Source organism: Marinobacter salarius, from assembly GCF_032922745.1.
Lineage (GTDB): Bacteria > Pseudomonadota > Gammaproteobacteria > Pseudomonadales > Oleiphilaceae > Marinobacter.
The window spans coordinates 2,784,157-2,807,116 of record NZ_CP136693.1 but is presented as its reverse complement, the minus strand read 5'-3'; the positions used below and the strand labels follow the sequence as shown (position 1 = coordinate 2,807,116).

The window sequence follows — 22,960 nt, the reverse complement described above, 5'->3', positions numbered from 1 at the left end:
CTCTACTGCAGGGAAAGAGTGGAATCCAACAATGGATTCAGGGTTTCACGGAATTTCCGGTGACGCTCAAGGGTCAGCGGATCCTTGGGTTCGAGCAGTTCCTCGCTTCCGGCATCCAGTTCAGCACGTGAACGCCTCGGCAAGGTCGGCGGCTGCCAGGGCAGGATATAAAGCACGCCGGGATCATCGTCTCCGGTATGGCGGTTGATTCCCTCCACCCCCAGTGCGACGGTGGTATCCGCAGCCCGAGAGGCAACCGCTCCCGAGGCATTGGTCGCCTCATTTGCAAAGGCCATCATCGGACTAAACATCAAGATCAGGCTGGCAGCCGTCAATCGTCGATAAAGGCGCATTCAGTCCAGCCTCCGTTCCAGGTCCGCAATCCAACCGGCCACCTGCTTATCCTCGGTGCCCGCCAACTCGCGGTAACGGCGGTAATGCGTCAGTGCGCCGTCGAGGTCCAGCAGATACAGCTCTGAGATTACCGCAAGGTTGTAATGCAGTTCAGCGGTGTCCGGAGAATGGCTGAGTCCCTTCGACAGCACCGTCACCGCCTCCTCAAATCGTCCCCGCTCTCGCAACAACAACGCCAGGTTGTTGGCCGTGAGGGCGTTGCCCGGGTTCATATCAAAAGCCTCTCGGTACCGGTCAAGGGCGTCTTTCTTGCGTCCCTGCTGGTGTGCCTCCCAGGCCTGACGGGCCAGTTCACTGGCCTCGGCGGTGTTGACGACCACCGGCTCCGGCCCGGGTTGGCTGGCGCACCCCGCCAGCAACGCAAGACACCCTGTAAGCAAAACCGCGCGTGCTGTTTCAGGCGTCATCGTTGACCTCCTCATTCCACGTCATCCAGCGGACCTCCCGGTCGTACCTGCCGGGAAACAAGTCAGCCAGCACTTGCAGGCTGCGTTCCACCCAGTCATCAAACAGGCCTTCCGCCAGGCGTTGATGATTCCTTGCGTGCAGGTCAATGGCCTTTTCCTCGAAGGGGTAGGCCTCCTCTTCAAGCAACATCCGATACTGGGTTGCCTCAAGGTCGCTCAGGTTCGCCGGCGCTTCAGATGCCATGAGATCCTGCGCCATCACCCGGTACAGCTCTGCCCGGCGGAACATAATTTCCGAACGCGCACTCTCACCAACCAGCGTCTCGGCCTGTGAAAGACGCTCTCGCGCGGCCGAGAGGGCCGCTTGTTTGCGCGCCAGGGATTCGGCCAATGGAATCTGTAGCGGAACTTCGGCAAACCGCTCAGACGCCTCTGCACCAAGCACGATGGCTGCCCGCCCTGCCCAGGCCAGTGTGTCTTCCGAATGCCACTGGCTGGCGAGCTCTCGCTCAACCAGATCGATTCGATACTGGCGCGGCTCCACATTATCGAGCACAAGACGCTGGCGCAGGGTCTGGTTATGGATATGGCTCTCGGAATCGACAGCAGCGGAATCGCGGTTCAGCCATTCGACATAGATGCGATTGCGACGCTCGTGGGCCTCTGCCTTGTGATACAGCTCCGCCGCCCTCAGCCGCTGGTCCCAGGACGGCGGCTCTTCTCCTTCGGCACGCATGACTTCATCCGCCGCCCGCACCAGTTGGCCCGATGACTGATAGGCAAACACCAGCTTCTCTCGCACGGTTGGGGTCAGGTCATGCTGCGGGTAATCCGTGCGAAACCGGTTCAGTTCATTAACGGCGGCCTGCCAGCGCTCTGCCTTCATAAGTGTATTCGCAGCGTCGTAACGGCCCTTGATTGCAATTTCCGACCCCGGAAACGCAGACTCCACGCGCTGGAAATGCGCCACCGCAGCGTCAGTGCGGCCTTCGCTCGCCGCTTTCTCGCCCTGATAATAGATGCTGCTGGCTAATTGCCGTTTCAGACTGTTGGTATCGTTGGCCCGCGCTTCCTGTAACCGTCCCTCTGAAATCAAAGCCAGTGATTGACGCCAGGCATTTTCAGCAAGCCCATAGGACGCCATCGCCATGTTCGCCTTACCGGCTGCCACCCAGGAGCTGTATCGCTCAGCTGCGCTGACCGACGGATGGGCTACGGCAAACTCGGCGAATCGAAGGGCGTCAGCATAACGATGCTCTGCGAGCATTCGGTTGGCGATATCCGCCATCAGGCCAGGCTGACGCCTGTCTTCGGGAAACTCAGCCGTGAAGCGGTCGGCGGCGGCAGCCAGGTCGTCCAGTGTTGCGGGAAACGAATTGCGACTGTCCAGCGCATTACGCTGAATGACGATGGCAGCCCAAGCGGCATCCGCTGCCCCCGCATAGTCTCTTGTCTCATGATCCGCTTCATAAGCCGCGCGCTGGTAATGCTCGAAGGCGTCAGTGTGGTCGCCGGCCTGCAGGAACGCATCGCCGGCCAGGCGAAGGACGTCTCTCTTCTGGTTGTTCCGGCCAGCCAACTGACTGTAATAATCCCCGGCCAATCGAAAAGATGCCGCCTGACCTTCCGCTTTCCCCTCTTCGGCCTGATCATAGTGATAATCCGCCAGTGACCGGCTGAAATTCTGCCAACGTTCCTGATGCGCTGCGGGAAGCTGCTGATAACGGGAATCGCCGGAAAATGCCTGGACATATTCAGCTCTGGCGGCCCTTGCGCGATTGGCTTGCCCAGCCATGCGCCAGACATCCACATTCTGGGCCAGAAAGGCTGGTACTGCGTTATGTGCCTGGAAATCGCGAACAAAGGCATTGTTCACCGCCACGCTGTCTTCAAAGCGCCGGTTACTGGTGTAGTAATCTGCCAGCCGGTCGTACAGCAGATACCCGAAATCCTTGCCACCCGCATCGTTCAACCAGCCTGCCAGGGATTCAACGCCCCGGTCTTCCGCCGCCATCAGGGCGACGATCCTGAAGGTGTCGTCAACCAGTTCAGCGTCACTGGCGGGAATGCGGCGAAACCCACTGGTATCCTCACCGAAACCGTCCAGTACCGCCAGAAAGGTCTTTGCGGCTCTAGTCCGGGCAGAACGCCCTTGCTTGTACTGGCTCCAGCCCTTCATATATCGGGCCTTGGTTTTCAGGCTATCGGTGCCGTCACTCGATATCACACGGCTGTACTCGGACTCAGCCTCGGCATAGTCCTGCGCTGAAAACGCTGACTCGGCAATACGGAAACGGGCCTCAGGCACCAGGGATGACGAAGGATACAGACCAACCAGTTGGCGTAACCGGTCAATGGACTCCTCCGCCTGCCCCGTGTAGGCATGGGCCTTCGCCATCTGGTACAGCAATTCATCAAGCCGGCCCTGATAGGCGCCCCTGTCGAGGATGGATTCGTAGCTTTCCAGCGCCTGCCGGTAGACCTGTTGCTCGCGTTCTTCGCTGAAGCTGACGTCTTCGTCAGTCACCGTCTGAATATTGGAAAGCCGGTTAAGTGCATCAATGCGCACCTCAGGCTCATCAGAGTGTTCAAACAACCGCTGGTATCGACGGGCGACTTCCGTTGGCGATATGGCCGGCATCGGGCGGGACTGGAATTCCAGGAAAACCGGACGCATATCAGCGATGGTCTCTCCATCACGACCCAGTTCTATCCGGAAAGATTCCTGTGCCTGGGCGCTCGCCGCGAACGCTGTGAACAGCATCGTCAGGGAAATTGACACCACGGTCTTCATGGCTGACCTCGCTCAAGGTTTTCCAGGGCCAGGTACTCGTAGAGGTGGGCAATCTGCTGTTCGGTCCGATCCAGCGCAAACGCCATACGGTGATCCTGCTCTTCAACATAGGCCAGAGCCAGCTCATCCAGTGCCGACTCCGCCCTGCTGAAAAGCGCATTGGCCGTACGACGAACCGTCCGTATCCGCTCCAGCGCGTGATCGGTACGGGCCATCAATTCATTGAGTTCACGATCTTTCTTTTTCACTCTGTCATCAAACCTGCCAACGGATGCCTTCAGATCGGCCAATGTCCTGGCTATACCTTTCAGCGTCTCTTGTTGTGCAGGAGAGATAGTCCGGGCTTTCAGGTTCGCCAACCGCTGCACCAGCACTTCAATCTCTTCGTTAAAGGGCGCGCCACCAACGTCGTGCCCCACGGGCCCCAAACGCTCACTGATGGCCTCCCGAAAAACAGCAAGGCTGTCTTCCCGCTGATTCAGTGTTTGCCTCATCTCCCTCAGTTCAGCCACCCGGTTGACGGCGGCCTGCGCAGCGGGCTGCTCGATGAAACGTAAAAGATAGGCGGTACGGGGCTGTGTGAGCATGCGGTTATCGGCAAGGAACCATTGAGCCTCAGAGCCCCTGGCATCGAGTACCAACGCCTGATACGCCCCCTTCTGACGAATCTGATCAGCCAGCTTGCGAAGTGTGACCCGTTCGCTTTCATAGGAAGCGTTTGCAGCAAGATAAGCTTCACCCGCCTGCCCCAGGTAACCGGCAAGGTCGTATCCCCTACCCGTCCCAAGCCAGGCATTAGCCACGCCGGGATAAGCCAGTGGGTACTTTTTGGCTCGATGCCAGGACTGCATTGCCGCCCGCTGGTTTCCACTGGCAGAAAGCGCAAGACCATGAAGGTAGAGGCCATGAGACGTGCTGTAGCTTTCCAGGGGGATTTTTTCCAGGAAACCGATGGCCTTTTCGTAGTCTCCGTGGTCGTAGGCAAGGTAGCCGGCGCGAACCAGTAATCGGCTTCTGAGCTCCTGGCTGCGCTGGCTATCAACGTCTTCTTCGGACATGGCAAGTGCCACTCGAAGCGCCACCAGCGCTCGCGATGGATTACGGTCCTGTCTGCCGTAATCAGCCGCAATGTTCATGTAACCCAGCGCAGCCCAATAACCTGGCTCCATGGACGCCAGCACTTTCCCGGCCCGATCAGTATGCCCCGCCTCCCGCTCAATCTCGGCCAACCGGTAAAGCGCCTTTTGCCGGTCACTGCCACTGGCCCGCTTCGCAGCGATTTCAAGGTATTCCCGGGTTTTGTTGCCTCCAGGGTCCGTCGGTATTTCCGCCAGCAACAGCGCCGCCTGGCCCCGGTAATACTGTCCTTCGAGCAGTTCTTTCAACAGCCGTTCAGCCTCTTGATGGCTCCCTGTGACCAAAAGTGCTTTAGCACGAGTCAGGCGCTCGGCTTCAGTAGTGGCATTCCGGGTATAACGCAATGCTGCAGCCGGGTCATGTGTGTCCAGGGCGAATTGTGCGAGCCCCGAGCGCAACGACGCCAAATCGCTGCCTCCGGATGCCAGCCCCGGGATAAAGGCCGTGGCCAGGCTGAGAGCAAACAGAGTGGAAACTTTCCGAAGCTCAGCGCGCACGACCATCCTTCCGCCCTATTTCCATTCCTGAAACGAAACCACTGGTTCGTAGTCTGGCTCTGCGGCATCCAGAATCATCTGTATGCGGGATTCGCCGGGCCGCTTCCGGAATTGGTGGGTCGCTTCCCGGCGAACAAAGCGCTCACTCGCTGAGCGTGCCGTCAGAACTGCTTTTATTTGATGGGAGCCGTGAGGCAGATTACCGATATAGAGCCGCTGGACACCGCCCTGCTTCAGGGAGTCACGTTCCTGCTCGGTGTATAGATGGGAAGCGACTGGCGTTTCGTTCAGGTACAGTTCCACCGAGTCCAGATCCAATCCCTCCCGATTTCTGAGTGTCAGGAAAACTGCCACTTGCGTGTCGACTGGGTAGAGTACGTTCTCCTCCAGTTGGTACAACCTCTGGCTGAGGTCCGCCACATCGGCTTTCAGGCGGTCGATCTCCTGGTCCAGCGACTCGGCAAAAGCGCTACGCGTCAAAACGAGCTGAGATGCCACCATCATGACCAAAATGACCAGCCACACCACCCTGACCTGGCCCCCAACCGGTACTGTTTGCTGCGCTCCGGCGACCATACGCTTCCTGCCTCCAGCAATGTTCTGTAACAAACTGGCAGAAAGAGTAACACTTGGTAACAGGCAAGAACGGTATCCAGATCACCAATTGGAAATCCGAAACCGTCGGATTTTTTGACAGGAGGGAAACGCCGGGAAAGATTCCGCTCAAGGGAGATGCACGGAATTTATTCTAATTAGCTGATTTATATTTACTATTTTAAAGTGGCCCCGGATTTGCTCCGAGAGAAGCGCGGGACAGCCTTTTGGCCACCCCGTTTGATATGCCGAGCTTAGCCGATGCTCTCAACCGCATCGGCTTTTTTTATTTGCTCAGTTGTTTCATGGCCGATTCCAGGCCTTCAATGGTCAAGGGATACATGTGGTCGTTCACCAGCTGACGGGTCATACCGAGCGACCCACCCATCCCCCAGTAACTCTCTGGCAGTGGATTGATCCACACCACCTTACGGAAGTGATCGGTAATTCGCTGAAACCACGTTGCGCCCGCTTCCTCGTTCCAGTGCTCAATGGACCCGCCGGGGTGTGACACCTCATAGGGCGCCATGGTGGCATCCCCTACAAAGATCACTTTGTAGTCCGGCGTGTACTTGTGAAGAATGTCCCAGGTGCTCGTTGTTTCGTTCATCCGGCGGATGTTGTTTTTCCACACGCTTTCATAGATGAAGTTATGAAAGTAAAAGTACTCCATGTGCTTGAATTCGAGCCGGGCAGCCGAAAACAGCTCCTCGCAAACCCGTACGTGAGGGTCCATGGAACCACCCACATCGAAGAAGATCAGAACCTTGACCGCATTGTGCCGCTCAGGAACCATCTTCAAGTCGAGGTACCCGGCATTCCGGGCGGTGGAACGGATGGTATCGTCCATGTCGAGCTGGTCTGCGGCACCCTGGCGGGCAAACTTACGCAGCCGACGCATGGCCACCTTGATGTTGCGAATGCCGAGAGTGACGCTGTCGTCGAGGTCCTTGAACTCCCGTTTTTCCCAGACCTTTACGGCGCGGCCATGACGCCCCTTATTCTGGCCGATGCGAAAACCTTCCGGGTTGTAACCATTCGCACCGAAGGGTGAGGTACCACCAGTACCAATCCACTTGTTGCCACCCTGGTGACGCTCCTTCTGCTCTTCCATGCGTTTCTTGAAGGTATCGATGAGCTCTTCCAGCCCACCGAGGGAATCGATTTTGGCCTTTTCCTCTTCCGACAGCTGCTTTTCAAATTCCGCGCGCAGCCAATCATCCGGGATCAACGCCTGCATCAGGTCATCGAGGTTTTCTATGCCCTCGAAATAAGCCTGGAACGCCCGGTCGAATTTATCGAAATGGCGCTCGTCCTTGACCAGGCAGACACGGGCCAGGTAGTAAAACTCTTCCATATTCGCAAAGGCGAGCCTGTTCTGCAGAGCTTCAAGCAGATCGAGGAGTTCGCGCAGACTGGCGGGCACTTTGGCCCGCCGGACTTCGAGAAAGAAATCAATCAACATAGGGTGCTGCTCTTGCTGAATTTCAGCTGCGACGACGGGCCATGAAGGCCAGCTTCTGCAACAGGTGGACATCCTGCTCGTTTTTCACCAGCGCGCCGTACAGCGGCGGCAAGGCGGAACTGGTGTCCTTCTCCTGCAACATCTTGGCAGACAGCTCATCCGCCATCAGCAGTTTGAGCCAATCGATCAGTTCTGACGTGGACGGCTTCTTCTTCAGCCCTGGTACCTTGCGAACGTCGAAGAAAACTTCCAGCGCATCGCGAACCACCTGCTGCTGCAGACCCGGGAAGTGCACATCCACGATGCTCTTCATGGTGTCGTGGTCCGGGAAGCTGATGTAGTGGAAGAAACAACGGCGCAGGAAAGCGTCCGGCAGTTCCTTTTCGTTGTTACTGGTGATCACGATGATGGGCCGATGCTTGGCGCGTACAGACTGCTGTGTCTCGTAGACGAAGAATTCCATGCGATCGAGTTCCAGCAGAAGATCGTTCGGGAACTCGATATCCGCCTTGTCGATCTCATCGATCAGCAGTACCACCTGCTCCTCGGATTCGAAGGCCTCCCACAGCTTGCCCTTGACGATGTAGTTGCTGATGTCCTTGACTTTCTCGTCACCGAGCTGGGAATCCCGCAGGCGGGAGACCGCATCGTATTCGTACAGTCCCTGTTGGGCCTTGGTGGTGGATTTGATGTGCCAGGGAATCAGGCGCAGGCCGAGAGACGCGGCCATTTCTTCGGCCAGGAGAGTTTTACCAGTGCCGGGCTCGCCCTTGATCAGTAACGGGCGTTGCAGCGTTATGGCTGCGTTGACGGCCATCTGCAGGTCATCAGTAGCAACATATTTCTCGGTACCGGTAAACTTCATGCTGATAGTGTCCTGTTCTATTAACGGTTAAACATCTGTTTGAAAACAGACTCAGAGTATAGAGAACCGGAGCCGTTCTGATAAGAGCCCTGTTCGATCAACCGCCAATTACCGATCCTTTCCGCCATCCTTTTCGTCGTTTCCAGACTCATCGTCAGTGGTCTCACTCTCCTCATCCGTGGCTGGCAAATCGTCGAATTCGGAAAGATCAAAGTCCTCCAGCCCGAATTCGTCTTCACCATCATCCACCTCCGCATCAGCAACGGGAATGTCGTCCTCGGGCAACGCTTCGTCCTGCTGAAGTTCCGGCACTGCTTCAGGTTCCGGCAGCTCTTCGGGTTCAGGTTCCGGCACCTGCTCTGGCTCAGGTATCTCTTCGGGTACGTCTTCGGGCGCCTGTTCAGGTTCGGGTGCGGCGTCCGCCTCTTCCTCGGGCGCTTCCTCCGCGACCAGAGGCGGCTCCTCGTTGTTGCCCTGATCCTGCGCTGCCTTTCTGCGCCTGACGAACAGGAATACCAGCCCGGCGGCAACCACTACACCCAAGGCGCCGGCAGCGGCCCATACCCAGAACGGAATGCCGCTTGCCGCCTCAACGGAGGCCGGCGTTTCCGGTTCCGCCTCTTCCTTATCGCCAGGCTGTTCCTCAATCGGCTTCGGTTCGGGCTTCTCAACCTGACTGATATCAATCGGCCCGGAACTGGACACAGGCGGATCAATTTCGGCAGCGGGTGAGGCCTCTGACAACTCATCCTCTATCAACGGCGCTTCCTGCGGGGGGCCGTCAGAAACGACTGCCTCGATTGGGGCTTGCTCGCCCTCGGGCTGAATATACCGGGTAACGGTACTGAAGCGTCGGGAGAACGTCTGGCCGTCGGCGACAACACTGAGCTGGTATTCGCCGGCATCAGGCAGTCGTGTAATGGCGTCCGTATAGACGCCATCCTGCGGCGGCCCCTCCGGAGACAACATCTTGTTACCGCTGCGCCCGTCCTCCGAGGTCAATGACACACTGACATCGATAACCCCCAGGAAGTCCGGGTTTTCGATTTTCCTGTCTTCCTCAAAGAAGGCCACCTGGAGGGATACTGGTTCATTTTCCGTGAACGTTGGCGGAACCGGGCTCACAACCATCCGCAGATCGCTGACGACAGTGACCCGACTGCCCTCACCCAATTCGCCATTGATCGTCCAGTCGCCCGCCTCAGGATCGGTGACGGTGATCAGGTCGTACTCCGTTTCGCGCACCCAACGCATTCCCCCGGTGGCAGACTCCGGCCCTGCCTTGATACCGCCGGGACTGACCAGTTCAAGCGTCCGGTTAGCGGCCGACTTGTCGCCCGCGCGAAAAATCAGCGCGGTAAACTCCTCTACGCCGTCATCCACCTGGAAGCCGTTGTCTTCAATGGGAATCTGCTGCTGCGGTACGGCGGTGTTCAACGCTTCAAGAAACGCCAGAGTCAGTGCATCGGCGGACGATGCCAGCGCATAGCGGCCTCCCGTACGTTCCGCAAGGCTCTCAAGAAGAGCAAGATCTGCCTCCTCAGACAACGCGACGGTATGAAGGGTGGCACCACGGCTGCTCAAGTCGTCCAGCAATGCCCCCAGAATCCGCTCACGCTCGCGATCATTGGCGCTCTCGTTGTCGGATATATCCACTTTGCCATCGGTGAGTAGAATGAAGTCTGTATTGTCGAGGCTCTCCGAGCCCAACAGGTAATCATCACTGGCAACCTGAATCGCCTCCCCCAGATTGGTCCGCAGGGCGACCGAATTGATCTCGTCCGAGCGTTCCACAGCCAGCCCCCGCCAGTCATCAGTGACTTTGCCATGGGGCACCAGCATGTTGACGTACTGACCAAAGGTCCAGACTCCGGCATTAGCCTGCCCAGGCAGCATACGCGCCAACAGACGCACAGCCGGGCGACGCAGGTTGTTCGGATCGTTGGTTTTCATGGAGCCGGAGATGTCCACAATAATTCGGACATCGGCACTGTCAGGCAACTGCAGGGTTGGCGCCTGCTGCGCGAGTGCCGTGATTGGCAGGATGAGGATGACGACAAACAGGCGGCTTAAACGTCGCATCAGGGCAGCTCCATGCAAGGTGGTGATCAAGGAAAGTCTCAGCGTTTAACCAACCGGTATCTGACGAGGTCAAGAACCCACACCAACACCATCACCATGGACGCTATGCCCATATTCACAAAGGCCCGGCCCGCGTTGGCGGCGTCACCCAGTATGGTTTCATAGCCGCCGTGCAACCAGGCCGGCATCCACCAGCCAGCCACCTCACCGGACTCAACCGGAGTCAGCAGTATGACAATCAACGCTGCCTGCAACAGCGTGCGGATAGCGTAAACCGGAATTACCCGAAACAGACGGGATATGGTGTAAAAGAACACCACGAAGGCGACGGCGTACAGGGCCCAGAATATTCCGTAAGCAAGGTTTGTTTCTGCGTCTATCATCAAAGGATCCAGTGAATTATGTGTTCTTCCCAATCGTCTTCCGGTACATCGGCTTCCGAGATCACGCGATTGCGCACCGATACACCCGCTTCGTGAACCGTATCGGGGTCACCCGACCGTAAAGGGTGCCAGTCTGCAAGTGCACGCCCTTCCGCCAGTGTGCGGTAGGCACAGGTATACGGCAGCCAATGGTAGTCGCTCAGCGTATCCGGTGTCAGCACCGTGCATGCAGGCACTTTCTGCAAACGCTCGGAGTACACGCTGCACTGACAGGTGTCCTGTTCCATGTAACGGCATACCAGCTCAGTGTAGTAGACATCGCCGGTGTCTTCGTCTTCCAGCTTGGCCAGACAACATTTGCCGCAGCCGTCACACAGGGACTCCCATTCCCTGGCGGTCATCTCATGGAGACGTTTGCGTTGCCAGAACGGAATCTCTGCGATCATTCCCGACCGGGCTCCAGTTTACGGCGAAAGTCGACAACGTAGCCGCTGGATTCCTCAGGCATCTGCAGGAAGAAGTCCTTGTCGGCAATAGCCTCCAGAACCTGCTGACCGGAAGTTCGGGCAAGCTTCCGCTCCGGTGTCATGATCAAATCCATGGCATGTATTGGCTGGCCGAATATGCCCCGCAGGCTATCCGGCAGGTCATCCCAGGCCTGGCCCCGTCGAACGTAGATATAGGTGTCCGGCTTCTTACTGCTACGAAAGACCGACACAAAGGTCTTTTCAGTCATGATTTCAGTAGTTCCTCAATCTGTTCCTGTACCGGTGCCAGGATGTCTTGGCGCCAGCCCTGATCAAACAGCCCGGCAGCCAGGTTTCGTTGTTGCACAACAGCCTCAAGACGCTTCCGGGGCGCCAGCAGTTCCACTGGCACGTCACGCTCCTCCGCCGCTTTCACCATCAGGCGCTTGAGCTGTTTATAGAACATCTGGTCCTGGCGGCTCAGGGGAGCGGCGATAACATCGATGCCGGAATTGTCCGCGGTCGATGCCTCCGCCACCTTGTTGACAATCGCATCCCCGTAGCGCCTGACCACGGCCGGAGGCAAGCCCTGGATATTCGATAGCTCACGTACTGACTGGGGCAGTCTCTGGGCGATGGCAATGAGCAGTGCATCGGCCACAACCCGGTTGCGGGGCCTATCCCGGAGGCGTGACTCATGTTCCCGCCAACACACCAGGGTTTTCAGAACCCCCTGCTGCTGGCGACTCAATGTCCAGCCGCCTCGCAGTTTCAGGTAATGGCTGTCGGGATTATCCTGGGCTGCCAGTTCCCTGGAAAACCGGGTGGACTCTTCCGCCAATGCCGCTTCAAGGCCCCGTTTCTGCAAGCGAGTAATCACCCAGCGATACAAGGGAACAAGAAAGCGAACGTCGTCCAGAGCGTAGCGTTCCTGAGCCGCTGAAAGCGGGCGAGAAACCCAATCCGAGCGCGTCGCCGATTTATCCAGGGACTCACCGAACAGGGTTTCGACCAACCGGGCATAACCGACGGAAAAGCCGGCACCCGCCAGTGCGGCGCCGATCTGCAGGTCGAGGATGCCCTCCGGTTCCAGCTGCAACCAGTGCCGGAACAATTCCAGGTCCTCACTCATGGCGTATAGCAATTTGGGGGTGCCCGGATCGGTGAGCGCGTTGCGAAAGCCCTCAGAAGACTCTGCAACGGACGGGTCTACCAGGCAGAACCGCGGGCCCAACCCCAGCTGTACCAGGCCAGGAATCGGGAAGAAGGTGTTGACCCGTTCAAACTCGGTATCCAGTGCCAGCGGTTCGCCTTCCCCTTCGGCAAGCCAACAGTCCAGCTCGTCCGGTTCCCGAATCCAGGTAACCGTGTCGGGAGCCGCAGGGACGGAAGCGGCCGGGGTGTTGGAATCCATAAAATAATCCCGGTCAGGTTTAATCAGTCAGAGGTTTTCGGCCACGGAAGGCATGGGTCAGGGTAAATCCGTCCACATAACCCAGCTCGCCCCCCACCGGGATACCATGGGCAAGACGGGTAATCAGGATATCGCGGCCATCCAGCCTGTCGGCAATGTAGTGGGCAGTCGCCTCACCTTCCACGGTGGGATTGGTCGCAAGGATCAGCTCCGTTACCCCTTCTTCGTGAATACGTTGCAGCAGCCGCTCAACACCGATTTCCTCGGGGCCCACACCGTCGATGGGTGACAAGTGCCCCATCAGCACGAAGTAGCTGCCGCGATAATCGCCCGCCTGCTCAATGGCGAGGAGGTCGGAGGGGCTTTCCACCACGCAGAGCGTACCATTCCGTCGTTCGGAGTTTTCGCAGATATTGCAGGTAGGCGTATCGGCGAAGTTCTGGCAGCTTTCGCAGCGGCGCACACCGGTCATGGCGCGATCCAGTGCGTCGGAAAGACGCGAGCCTCCGGAGCGGCCGCGCTCCAGCAGGTGGAAGGCCATACGCTGGGCCGTTTTCTGGCCGACGCCAGGCAGACAACGGAGAGACTCCACCAGTTCGTCTACCAACGGACTAAAAGCCATCAGATATCCTCAATCAGAACGGCATCTTGAAGCCCGGAGGCATACCCATACCGGACATCATGCCGGACATTTTGTCTTTCTGGTTTTCCTCAACACGGCGCACAGCGTCGTTGATAGCAGCTGCCAGCAGGTCTTCCAGAATTTCCTTGTCTTCGCTCAGCAGGGACGGATCGATATCCACTTTCCGCACATCATGGCGACCGTTCATGGTCACCTTGACGAGGCCCGCGCCGGCTTCGCCGGTCATCTCAGCCTTGGCAGCCTCTTCCTGGGCCTTTTTCATTTCTTCCTGCATCTGCTGGGCCTTTTTCATCAGGTCGCCCATATTGTTCATCACGCTCACCTTCTACAGAATTGCCTTAAAGAGTTGCCACCATGTGGCTCCAACCGCAGACCTTAGCCGGACTTTGCCTGATTCGGCGGCCGGATACTGTTTTCGACGACCCGGGCCTCGAATCGTTCAACAATCGACTGCACTGCGGGGTCATTGCGAATTGAGTCTTCCGCCGCCTTCTGGCGCGCCTGTCGTTGGCGCTCTTCCCAGGCGGCCGGCGTTTTGCCACCCGCATCGCCCTGCTCCACACGCAGGGTTATGGTGGCACCAAACCGATTCCTCAACGCCTCGAGAATCTTTTCTTCGTGGCGGGCGTTCAACAACCGTGCGTGACCTTCATCGATGGTCAGCACAATTTCATCACCGTTACGGGTCATAGCCGCATTGCTGGCGAGGTTACCCGGCATGCCGACAATGCCAAGGCTGCGAAAATCACGCTCCCAGGCAAATTCGCCAGTATCCACGAGCTCTTCAACCGGTTCGGCGGGCTCAATCGACTCGGCAGGCTCTGCTGTTTCCATCCGGGGCACTTCGGTCTGAGGCGCTTCGGCATACTCCGACTCAGGCGCCACGGATTCGGGACCATAGTCCTCAGCGCTGGCAGCCTCGGCCGCTGCAGACTCAGCCGCCTCATCCAGACTTGCCAGCCAGGCAGCATCAGGCTCCTCTGGCGCGGGTTGGGATTCCAGTGCGGGCTCCTGGGTTTCCGGTTGAGGCTCGGGCTGGGGCGTCGGTTCGGCTCGCTGCTCTGGCTCTGGTTGAGGCGTTTGTTCAGGCTCAACAGCCGCTGTAATTTTCTCCGACGCTGCCGGGCCAGGTTCAGGGTCTTCCCGGGACTCCTGCCCTGACGATGACCTCCCGGAGGCCACCACCGGTGGTTCACGGCGGTCGGTGCCAGGCCGGAAGGCCAGCATTCGCAGCAGAGTCATTTCAAACCCCATGCGGGCATCAGGAGTGACCGCCAGGTCCTTACGGCCCATTAGCGCCGCCTGATAGAAGAGCTGCGCGTCTTCCGCGCTCAACCGGCGCGCCAGGGACTCCACCTGCGCGGCGTCCCCAAAGGCATTATCGACACTGCCCGGCACCACCTGCTCCATCGTCACCCGATGGAACAGTGACAGCAGGTCCGCCAGGATCACACTGTAATCCGGCGCAAAATCGGAAATACGGTTGATCTCGGACAGCAGCGCGGGGCCGTCGTCCTCCACCAGTGCGTTTACCAGGTTCTCGATATCGCTTTGATCAATCGTACCCAGCATGTTGCTGACATCACTGCCGCTGAGCGTCTGATTACCGAAGGCTATGGCCTGGTCAGTCAGGCTCAGGGCGTCCCGCATACTGCCATCCGCAGCACGTGCCAGTAGCCACAGCGCTGGTTCCTCGAAAGGAATACCTTCCTGGGTCAGCACGTGGCGCAGGTGCCCGGCAATGTGTTCTGGTGTCATCCGCTTGAGATTGAACTGCAGACAACGGGATAACACGGTAACAGGCAGTTTTTGGGGATCCGTTGTCGCCAGCAGGAACTTGACGTGTTCCGGGGGTTCTTCAAGGGTTTTGAGGAAGGCGTTAAAGGACTGATTGGTCAGCATATGCACCTCGTCAATGAGGTACACCTTGAAGCGGCCACGGGTTGGCGAGTACTGGACGTTATCGGTGAGCTCCCGCATGTCGTCCACGCCGGTGCGGGAAGCCGCATCGATTTCGATCAAATCAACAAACCGCCCTTCCTGGATTTCCTGGCAACTGGAACAGGTTCCACACGGCGTGGCGGTAACACCGGTTTCGCAGTTCAGGCACCGGGCCAGCAATCGGCCAATGGTGGTTTTACCCACGCCCCGGGTACCGGTAAACAGATAGGCGTGGTGCAGCCGCTGGTTATCCAGGGCGTGGATCAGTGCCTGAAGCACATGCTCCTGGCCGACCATATCTTCGAATGTCCGGGGGCGCCACTTGCGGGCAAGTACCTGGTAGCTCATGTTCTGCCAACTGCCGTTAAAATGGGTTCAACCATAGCACGGTGAGGGTGTTAGAAGAAGACAACAAGAAGCAATCAGAGTGGATATTCGGGGCGTAAGAACAAGAAATCTGGGGGTGACTCCACCAGCGACACTCCGGCACACAAGTCCACCGCTTCGGCTGCTCCCTTCCGGGCCTGACCGGGTTCACGGTTTATCGTTGCGGAGGCACCAATGGAGCCACCATAACGGGCTTTGGGGCGAAATCCCTCAAAGCGGCGCGCATATTAGCAAAAGGGTTCGGGCACTACAATGGCAACGGCACTTCATCGCATCGGAACCAGCAGGCGACGCTGTAACGGGTACGATGAGCCGGTAACACCTCATGGGGAATCTCTTCGCTCATGAACAGCGCCATCCGACCTGCCAGTGGTAATACGACGCCACACACCTCGTTCTCGTTTTCACGATTGAAAATCTGCAACGCGCCACCGTCGGCTTCCTGCCAACCCTCATTGAGGTACAGCACCAGGCTGACAACCCGCGACGCCCTACCCTGGAAACTATCCACATGGCGGCGGTAGAAGTCACCGTTGTGATAGGTGGCGTAGTGTGCCTCAAACCGTTTCAGCCCCAGGAACAGTCGCTCGTTCAATCCCAGCCTGACCGACTCGAAGAACCCGAACAACGCCGCCTGAACCGGCGTCACCCCCTGCAGCCACGCAATTTTGTCTCTTCTTACCGATCTGTCCTGCAGCAAATCCTGACCGCGCCCCACACCGGCCTTACGCAATGCCTCGGTCCGGTCCAGTATCCGAACTTCATTGCGAAGCCCCTCTAAAAGGGACGGGGTCAACAGCAACGACACATCCTGGCTCATCCAGCCATGTTCCGTGAGACCATCGGCCAAGTCATCAAGCCACTGATCGCTTCCCGGCGCCGAAAGATCGACTCCAGCCTGGCGAGACTCGGGAACTGAGGCAGCAATCTGTTCAATCATTCATCAAACTCCGACGGGGTCGGCCGATTTTATGATGGTTTCTCGCCGTAAGGACAGTTTTAATTTACCCTGAGTATAAGGACATGCCGTAACTCTCGCGGCACCTCAGACCGACAACCCATTGACCACCCAGAAAGCTGTAACGAGGCACTACGTGACACTAAAACCCGGGCACTGGTCGTTCACCCGATGGACAACCATCGGGCAACTGGAAGCCATGGAGGTACACCACCCCCTGTTCCGCGCCCGCCTTTTCCTGCAGGGCGCCCACCTTACCCACTTTGCCGCCCACAACGAGCCTGACTGGCTGTGGATGAGCGACACCGCGCGTTTTGAACCCGGCGTGGCCATCCGTGGTGGTATCCCCCTATGCTGGCCCTGGTTTGGCGCGCCCGAGAAAAATCCCCCGGAAGTTCGACGCAGGCTACTGACCACCAGCTCCCACGGTTTCGCCCGCACGGCAGTGTGGAAACTGGAGGATGTAAGGGAAACCGCGCACGACGTGGAAATCAGCCTGTCACTGGATGCGAACAGTGACTTTTCCGATGCCTGGAACGGCCGCGCCCGGTTACTGATGACCTTCCACTTCTCTGCAGACGGATGCCAACTGGCATTAACCACTACCAATGCGGGCTCGGAGCCCCTGGCCTTTACCCAGGCACTTCACACCTATCTTCCGACCCCGGACATTTCCGGAACGCTGGTCAGAGGCCTCGAAAACTGCGGATATGTGGATTCCCTGAAAGACTGGAGCTACCACACACAGCAAGGACCTGTGAGTTTCGAGGGCGAAACCGATCGCATCTATGAAAGTGGCAACCCGTTGATCGTCGAAACCCCATCAGGGAACCGTCGCATCACTGCCATCGGAAGCGACTCCACGGTTGTATGGAATCCGGGGCCGGAGAAGGCGGCGCGATTGTCGGATTTCCCCGACGTTGCCTGGCAGTCCATGCTGTGCGTTGAAAGCGCCAACGCCCTCGGTGACTACCGCGTGCTGAATACAGGCCAGAGTCATACCCTTGGCGTTATGATAGGAAGAGAGTAGAAACCACATGGGTCTAGCATCGATTCTGAAGTCCCGGTTGATCCCGGCGGAACTGGAGAACCACATCAATCGCATCCGCAAGCCGATCGGTTCTCTGGGTTACGACCCCTGGGGCTACAACAACGAAGTGATGAAGTACGGTTTCTCCCTGACCCGCCAGATCTATGAAAAGTATTTTCGGGTGGAAGCCACCGGTGTTGACAAGATTCCCGCGGAGGGGCCGGTGCTGATCGTCCCGAATCACAGCGGGCAGTTGCCGGTTGATGGACTTCTGATCGCCTACGCCCTTGCCTCTCGCGAGAATAACCCACGCATTCCCCGGGCAATGATCGAACGTTTTTTTCCGACGGTCCCCTACCTCGGCAATTTGCTGAACGAGTTTGGCGCTGTTTTGGGCGATCCCACCAATTGCGCCAAGATGCTGGCCAACGGCGAGGCCGTCATAGTATTCCCCGAGGGCATTCGCGGGTCTGGCAAGCTGTATCAGGACCGGTACAAGCTCAAGCGGTTCGGTAACGGCTTCATGCACCTGGCCATGAAATACAAGGCACCCATAGTGCCGGTAGGCGTGGTCGGATGTGAGGAAACCATTCCCGCCATCGCCAACATAAAACCACTGGCTCGATGGCTGGGCATTCCCTATGCCCCGGTGGCCATGCCGTTTGTCTTGCCAGCCAAAGTCCATCTGAATTTTGGCGACCCGATGATGTTTGACGACCTGGAAATTCCAGAAGAACAGGTGACAGAGCGGGTGGAACAGGTTAAGGCGGCGATCAGTGAATTGATCGATACCGGACTGAGCGAAAGGAAAAGGCTGTTCTGATGGTAGAAAAAAGCAGGCCCCAGATTCTTGTAACAGGTGCAGCCGGTGCCCTCGCCCAACAGGTGATCAGCCGCCTTCGGGATACCTGCAACCTCGTTGCCGTGGATTTTCGGGAACAGGTCTATCTGGGCGACGACATACCCAGCTACTGCATCGACTTCAACAAGCGCTCCTTCGAAGACCTTTTCCGGCGTTACCAGTTTGATGGCGTCATTCATCTCGGCCGCATCATGTCGAGCCAGCTTACCCGGATGCGCCGTTACAACGCCAACGTGCTCGGCACCCAGAAACTGCTGGACCTGAGCCACAAGTACAACATCAAGAGGGTGGTGGTGCTGTCGACCTTCCACGTCTATGGCGCGGTGGCCTACAACCCGGCGCTGATTGACGAGGAAGCTCCGCTGAAAAGTGCGGGGCTGAGCGCGGACCTGATTGACTCCGTGGAACTGGAGAATCTGGCCAACATTTACCTGTGGCGCTACCCGGATCTGAACATCACCATTCTGCGACCCTGCAACATTGTCGGTCCGGGCGTGCGCAACTCCATCAGCACCTTGCTGGGTATGGAGCGGGCACCTGTTCTGGCCGGCTTTTCACCGATGATGCAGTTTATCCATATCGATGATATGGCCGATGCCATCGTGCTCGCCTACAACAAACCCCAGCGGGGGATTTTCAATGTCGCGCCGCAGGACTGGGTGGCCTACCAACATGCGCTGAAGCTCTGCGGCTGTGCCCGTATACCGATACCCTCTATTCCCCCCGTGCTGCCCCGTATGATACTGCGCACTCTTAACCTGCGAAGTTTTCCTTCGTACCTGATGCACTTTTTCAAGTATCCTGTAGTCATCGACGGCAGGACGTTCGCCAGGGAATTCGATTTCACTCCCAGGCGCCCGCTAAAAGAGATATTCCGGTTCTACCGGGAGAACAAAAAGCCGGTGTGAACGGCACAGAACCGAATTCGGTGCCGTTATGGGAAGTGGCGCATAGCGCAGGAAGCGAAACATGTTGAATAATTTCAGCCTGATCAGTCATTCCACGGCAGCGATCGCCTTTGGGCTGCTATCGCTGTTGGTTGCCACCCGATACCTGCGCCGGGACATTGATCGTTCTTTGTTGCTCGCCGCCGTGGTTACCACGCTGTGGGCAGGCTCACTCGTTACCCAAAGTCTCTGGAACGAACCAAGCTTCTTTATTCGCTACCTGCTGGAACTTCTGCGTGATGCCGCCTGGATTACGGTCCTGTTCGCATTACTTCGCGATTCGTTCAGGTCTGCTAACCTCGTCGGTCGCCTACGGAAAGTACTGGCAGCAGCCACGCTTATCCTGATTTCCCTTCTCCTCGGCAGCGGCGCCCTGGAATATTTCTTCGGGCTCAGCATTCTGGACGGTAAAACCAAAGTGGTTGGCCAGATAGCGCTATCGCTACTCGGACTATCACTGATTGAGCAGATATGGCGTAACTCCGTGTCGTTCGGCCGGTCCAGCATGAAGTACGTTTGTATAGCCGTGGGCAGCCTGTTTGCATTCGACTTCTTCATGTACGCCGACGCCCTGCTCTTCGGACAGGTCTCTGAGGCGTTCTGGAACGCCCGGGGTCTGTTAAACGCCGCCCTGGTGCCTCTGTTTGCGGTTAACGTGATTAACACCCGCAAACAACCCGTGGATTTCCAACTCTCCCGCTCAGCGGTTTTCCACGCCGGGGCCCTGATACTCGCCGGTGGTTACTTGTTGTTTCTCTCACTGGGCGGCTACTACGTCAAAACCCTGGGCGGCGAATGGGGCGACGCCCTGCAGGTACTCTTCCTCAGCATTGCGCTGGTATTCCTCGTCACCCTGCTGGTTTCCCGCCGCGTGCGTTCCCGACTGATGGTATTTATCAGCCAGAACTTCTTCGATTACAAATACGACTACCGCGAAGAGTGGCTGAGAATGACCCGGGAAATGGCCGATCTCAGCGACAGCCCACCATTGCCCGAACGGGTCATCCGCATTCTTTCGGGCCTGGTGGAAAGCAACGCCGGGGCACTGTGGATACGAGAGGAAAGGGGCGACTTCCTCCTGAAAAACGCCGTCAACCTGGTTACGCCAAAGTACACGACCATCGATGCCAACTCCGAACTTGTCCGCTTTTTCGGGGAACGGGAATGGATCATCGACCTACATGAGTATCGCGGAGATCCGGTTAGCTACAACCTGCTGGAGATTCCGGATCCAATCTCGCAAACACCGGATGGTTGGCTGGTCATTCCCCTGTACCTCAGTAACGATTTATACGGCATTGCCATGGTCGGTAACCCCTACGCGCGTGTTGAGCTCAACTGGGAGAACTTTGACCTGATCAAGGTCGTCGCACGACAGACCTGCAACCTGCTTGCGCAAACCGACGCCCAGAACCGGCTTTCCAGGGCCATGCAGTTTGAGGCGGTCAGCAAGGCGTCCGCCTTCATGGTGCATGACCTGAAAACACTGATTGCACAGTTGTCTTTGCTGGTGAAGAACGCCCCCAGGCACCGTGATAACCCGGCCTTTATCGATGATATGATTCATACAACAGACCACGCCGTGCGCAAAATGTCGAATCTGGTGGATCACATCCGCAAGCCGGCGGACGAAACCCTGGTGACCGAAGTGATCGACCTGACGGAGGTTGTCAGTCAGCTGTCTGAACATTACTCTCGTCGCCAGCCTGCACCGAGGGTTGCCGATAATCCCGGAAAAATCTTCATCAACGCTGATCGGGAGCAACTCTACAGTATTCTTGGCCACCTGATTCAGAATGCGCAGGATGCCACGCCACCCGATGGCGAAATCACCCTCACCCTGAAAACCGCCAAGGGCAACGTCGTGCTGTTCATCCAGGACACCGGTTCCGGCATGACCGAGGATTTTATCCAGACCCAGTTATTCAAACCGTTCGAGAGTACCAAGGGGCTGACGGGTATGGGCATTGGCGCCTATCAGGCCAGGGAATATGTGCGCAACGTTGGGGGCAATATCGATGTAACCAGCGAACCGGACCTGGGCTCCTGCTTCTCAATCCGGTTCCCGATTGCCCGATTCAAACCGGAACCGGCCCCGGAAGAGCCCGAGCGACTGATTACCGGCGACCCACAGCCGCAGCAGAATGCCAAATAATTGGCGAAATCGAAATGCACCGAACACTATCATTGCAAAGTGTCAATCTTCGGTTAAGAATCAGAAGTTAGAGGATTGATCACAAGACCGTCACCATTACAGAAAGGGATTTGTAACCGTTGTGAGTAGACGACTGCTAATCGTAGAAGATGATCCGGGCTTGCAAAGCCAGATGCGCTGGTGTTTCAGCGAAGACCTGGAAGTAAGCGTTGCGGCCGACCGGGAATCAGCCCTGACTGCGCTGCGCCGAAGCGAACCCGATGTCATTACTCTGGATCTGGGCCTGCCGCCGGACCCTGGTGGCGCGAAGGAAGGCTTTCTACTGCTTGAGGAAATTCTTCGGTTGTCCCCCATGACCAAAATCATTGTGGTCACCGGCCGGGAAGACAAGGAGAACGCCGTCAAAGCCATCGGTATGGGGGCCAGTGACTTCTACCAGAAGCCGCTGGATGCGGACATTCTGACCTTCGTGGTTAACCGTGCTTTGCGATTGGCCGAACTGGAGCGGGACAACCGGGAGCTGGCCCGTCAGCGTAATGGCACCAACATCAAAGGTATCGTCGCGGCCAGCCCGCAAATGCTTGCGATCTGTCGTACCCTTGAAAAAGTTGCCCCCACTGACGTTACCACTCTTATCACGGGTGAAACCGGCACGGGCAAGGAGCTGTTGGCACGGGCGCTCCATGACTTGAGCCACCGTTTCGAAAAGCCTTTTGCGGCCATCAACTGCGCCGCTATTCCTGAAAACCTCCTTGAAAGCGAGCTCTTTGGCTTTGAAAAGGGGTCCTTCACCGGCGCCACCCAGAGCAAGAAAGGCAAAATCGAGAGCGCCAATGGCGGCACCCTGTTTCTGGACGAGATTGGTGACATGCCCATGCCCCTCCAGGCCAAGCTGCTCCGCTTTCTCCAGGAGCGTGTGGTCGATCGGGTTGGCTCAGTCAACCCGGTTCCGGTGGATGTCCGCGTGGTGTGCGCAACTCACCGGGACGTGCAGCAGTTGATCGACCAGGAGACGTTCCGCGAGGACCTTTACTACCGGATCAGTGAAATTACTCTCGATGTCCCTGCACTTCGTGAGCGTGAGGGCGACGCTCTCGTTGTTGCACAGTCGCTGTTGCAGTCATTGGGCAAACAAATGGATCGGCCCAACCTGGCTTTTACCGAAGACGCCATCAAAGCCATCAAGACCCACCCATGGCCCGGCAACGTGCGTGAAATGATCAATAAGGTGAAACGGGCCACAATCATGGCCGACGGCAAACGTGTTACCGCCGCCGACCTTGAGCTAAACTGCGACCTTGAAGGCCCCGAAAGCCAACTGAATCTCAGGCAGGTCAGGGAAAACGCGGAACGTGCCGCGATTGTACAGGCGCTGCAGTCCTGCAGCTTCAATATGGCGCAGGCTTCACGCCTGCTCGGTGTAACCCGGCCAACGCTGTATAACCTGACTGATAAATATCGGATTGAAACATCCCCCGAATCTTCAGGTGCCTGAATAGCAGGCAAGGAATCCAGAAC

General features: G+C 57.6%; 21 protein-coding genes and 1 other RNA gene. 5 read left to right on the top strand and 17 right to left on the bottom strand.

Annotated features, from left to right (window positions below; all coding sequences use genetic code 11):
* Positions 1-2 precede the first annotated feature (2 nt).
* From R1T46_RS12930 to R1T46_RS12850, 17 genes are all read right to left on the bottom strand, one after another.
* Entirely contained in the window at positions 3-353 is a 351-nt protein-coding gene (locus R1T46_RS12930; protein WP_317305691.1) for a hypothetical protein, read from the bottom strand.
* Positions 354-821: a tetratricopeptide repeat protein gene (locus R1T46_RS12925; RefSeq protein WP_317305690.1), complete on the bottom strand. Its 468-nt coding sequence runs from the start codon at positions 819-821 to the stop codon at positions 354-356.
* Positions 811-3,615, bottom strand: a complete 2,805-nt coding sequence (locus R1T46_RS12920; protein WP_317305689.1) for a tetratricopeptide repeat protein — start codon at positions 3,613-3,615, stop codon at positions 811-813. The genes R1T46_RS12925 and R1T46_RS12920 overlap by 11 nt, the downstream gene beginning before the upstream one ends.
* Entirely contained in the window at positions 3,612-5,255 is a 1,644-nt protein-coding gene (locus R1T46_RS12915) for a hypothetical protein (RefSeq protein WP_317305688.1), read from the bottom strand. The genes R1T46_RS12920 and R1T46_RS12915 overlap by 4 nt, the downstream gene beginning before the upstream one ends.
* 9 nt (positions 5,256-5,264) lie before the next feature.
* Positions 5,265-5,825: an AraC family transcriptional regulator gene (locus R1T46_RS12910; RefSeq protein ID WP_317305687.1), complete on the bottom strand. Its 561-nt coding sequence runs from the start codon at positions 5,823-5,825 to the stop codon at positions 5,265-5,267.
* Positions 5,826-6,129: 304 nt separating this feature from the next.
* Entirely contained in the window at positions 6,130-7,308 is a 1,179-nt protein-coding gene (locus R1T46_RS12905) for a VWA domain-containing protein (protein ID WP_317305686.1), read from the bottom strand.
* Positions 7,309-7,330: 22 nt separating this feature from the next.
* Entirely contained in the window at positions 7,331-8,173 is an 843-nt protein-coding gene (locus R1T46_RS12900; RefSeq protein ID WP_036205447.1) for an AAA family ATPase, read from the bottom strand.
* Between the two features lie 108 nt (positions 8,174-8,281).
* Complete coding sequence (locus R1T46_RS12895) at positions 8,282-10,255, bottom strand: VWA domain-containing protein (protein WP_317305685.1); 1,974 nt, start codon at positions 10,253-10,255, stop codon at positions 8,282-8,284.
* A 38-nt stretch (positions 10,256-10,293) separates the two neighbouring features.
* On the bottom strand, positions 10,294-10,638 hold the full coding sequence (locus tag R1T46_RS12890) for a hypothetical protein (RefSeq protein WP_317305684.1): 345 nt from the start codon (positions 10,636-10,638) through the stop codon (positions 10,294-10,296).
* Entirely contained in the window at positions 10,638-11,084 is a 447-nt protein-coding gene (locus R1T46_RS12885) for a YcgN family cysteine cluster protein (protein ID WP_317305683.1), read from the bottom strand. Before R1T46_RS12885 ends, R1T46_RS12890 begins: the two co-directional genes overlap by 1 nt.
* Positions 11,081-11,374 carry a YcgL domain-containing protein gene (locus R1T46_RS12880; RefSeq protein WP_317305682.1) on the bottom strand — a complete coding sequence of 98 codons (294 nt, stop codon included), beginning with the start codon at positions 11,372-11,374 and terminating at the stop codon, positions 11,081-11,083. Before R1T46_RS12880 ends, R1T46_RS12885 begins: the two co-directional genes overlap by 4 nt.
* A complete protein-coding gene (locus tag R1T46_RS12875) occupies positions 11,371-12,519 on the bottom strand; it encodes a ribonuclease D (protein WP_317305681.1) in 1,149 nt (382 codons plus the stop codon). The genes R1T46_RS12880 and R1T46_RS12875 overlap by 4 nt, the downstream gene beginning before the upstream one ends.
* A gap of 19 nt (positions 12,520-12,538) precedes the next feature.
* Positions 12,539-13,141, bottom strand: coding sequence for a recombination mediator RecR (gene recR / locus R1T46_RS12870; RefSeq protein WP_317305680.1), 603 nt, complete (start codon positions 13,139-13,141; stop codon positions 12,539-12,541).
* A 13-nt stretch (positions 13,142-13,154) separates the two neighbouring features.
* On the bottom strand, positions 13,155-13,478 hold the full coding sequence (locus R1T46_RS12865) for a YbaB/EbfC family nucleoid-associated protein (RefSeq protein WP_348122286.1): 324 nt from the start codon (positions 13,476-13,478) through the stop codon (positions 13,155-13,157).
* Between the two features lie 59 nt (positions 13,479-13,537).
* The gene (gene dnaX, locus R1T46_RS12860; RefSeq protein WP_317305678.1) at positions 13,538-15,451 is read right to left on the bottom strand and encodes a DNA polymerase III subunit gamma/tau; all 1,914 of its coding nucleotides are present in this window, start codon (positions 15,449-15,451) and stop codon (positions 13,538-13,540) included.
* Between the two features lie 119 nt (positions 15,452-15,570).
* Positions 15,571-15,667: signal recognition particle sRNA small type (gene ffs, locus R1T46_RS12855), an RNA gene on the bottom strand.
* A gap of 70 nt (positions 15,668-15,737) precedes the next feature.
* Positions 15,738-16,430 carry a 2OG-Fe(II) oxygenase gene (locus tag R1T46_RS12850; protein ID WP_317305676.1) on the bottom strand — a complete coding sequence of 231 codons (693 nt, stop codon included), beginning with the start codon at positions 16,428-16,430 and terminating at the stop codon, positions 15,738-15,740.
* 154 nt (positions 16,431-16,584) lie between these two features.
* On the opposite strand from R1T46_RS12850, the gene R1T46_RS12845 reads away from it, so the two are divergent.
* From R1T46_RS12845 to prsR, 5 genes are all read left to right on the top strand, one after another.
* A complete protein-coding gene (locus R1T46_RS12845; protein WP_317305675.1) occupies positions 16,585-17,478 on the top strand; it encodes a D-hexose-6-phosphate mutarotase in 894 nt (297 codons plus the stop codon).
* A gap of 7 nt (positions 17,479-17,485) precedes the next feature.
* A complete protein-coding gene (locus R1T46_RS12840; RefSeq protein ID WP_317305673.1) occupies positions 17,486-18,301 on the top strand; it encodes a lysophospholipid acyltransferase family protein in 816 nt (271 codons plus the stop codon).
* Complete coding sequence (locus R1T46_RS12835; protein ID WP_317305672.1) at positions 18,301-19,248, top strand: SDR family oxidoreductase; 948 nt, start codon at positions 18,301-18,303, stop codon at positions 19,246-19,248. The genes R1T46_RS12840 and R1T46_RS12835 overlap by 1 nt, the downstream gene beginning before the upstream one ends.
* Before the next feature lie 61 nt (positions 19,249-19,309).
* Positions 19,310-21,442, top strand: a complete 2,133-nt coding sequence (gene prsK / locus R1T46_RS12830; protein WP_317305671.1) for an XrtA/PEP-CTERM system histidine kinase PrsK — start codon at positions 19,310-19,312, stop codon at positions 21,440-21,442.
* A gap of 121 nt (positions 21,443-21,563) precedes the next feature.
* Positions 21,564-22,937 carry a PEP-CTERM-box response regulator transcription factor gene (gene prsR, locus R1T46_RS12825; RefSeq protein WP_317305669.1) on the top strand — a complete coding sequence of 458 codons (1,374 nt, stop codon included), beginning with the start codon at positions 21,564-21,566 and terminating at the stop codon, positions 22,935-22,937.
* The last annotated feature ends 23 nt before the right edge of the window (positions 22,938-22,960 follow it).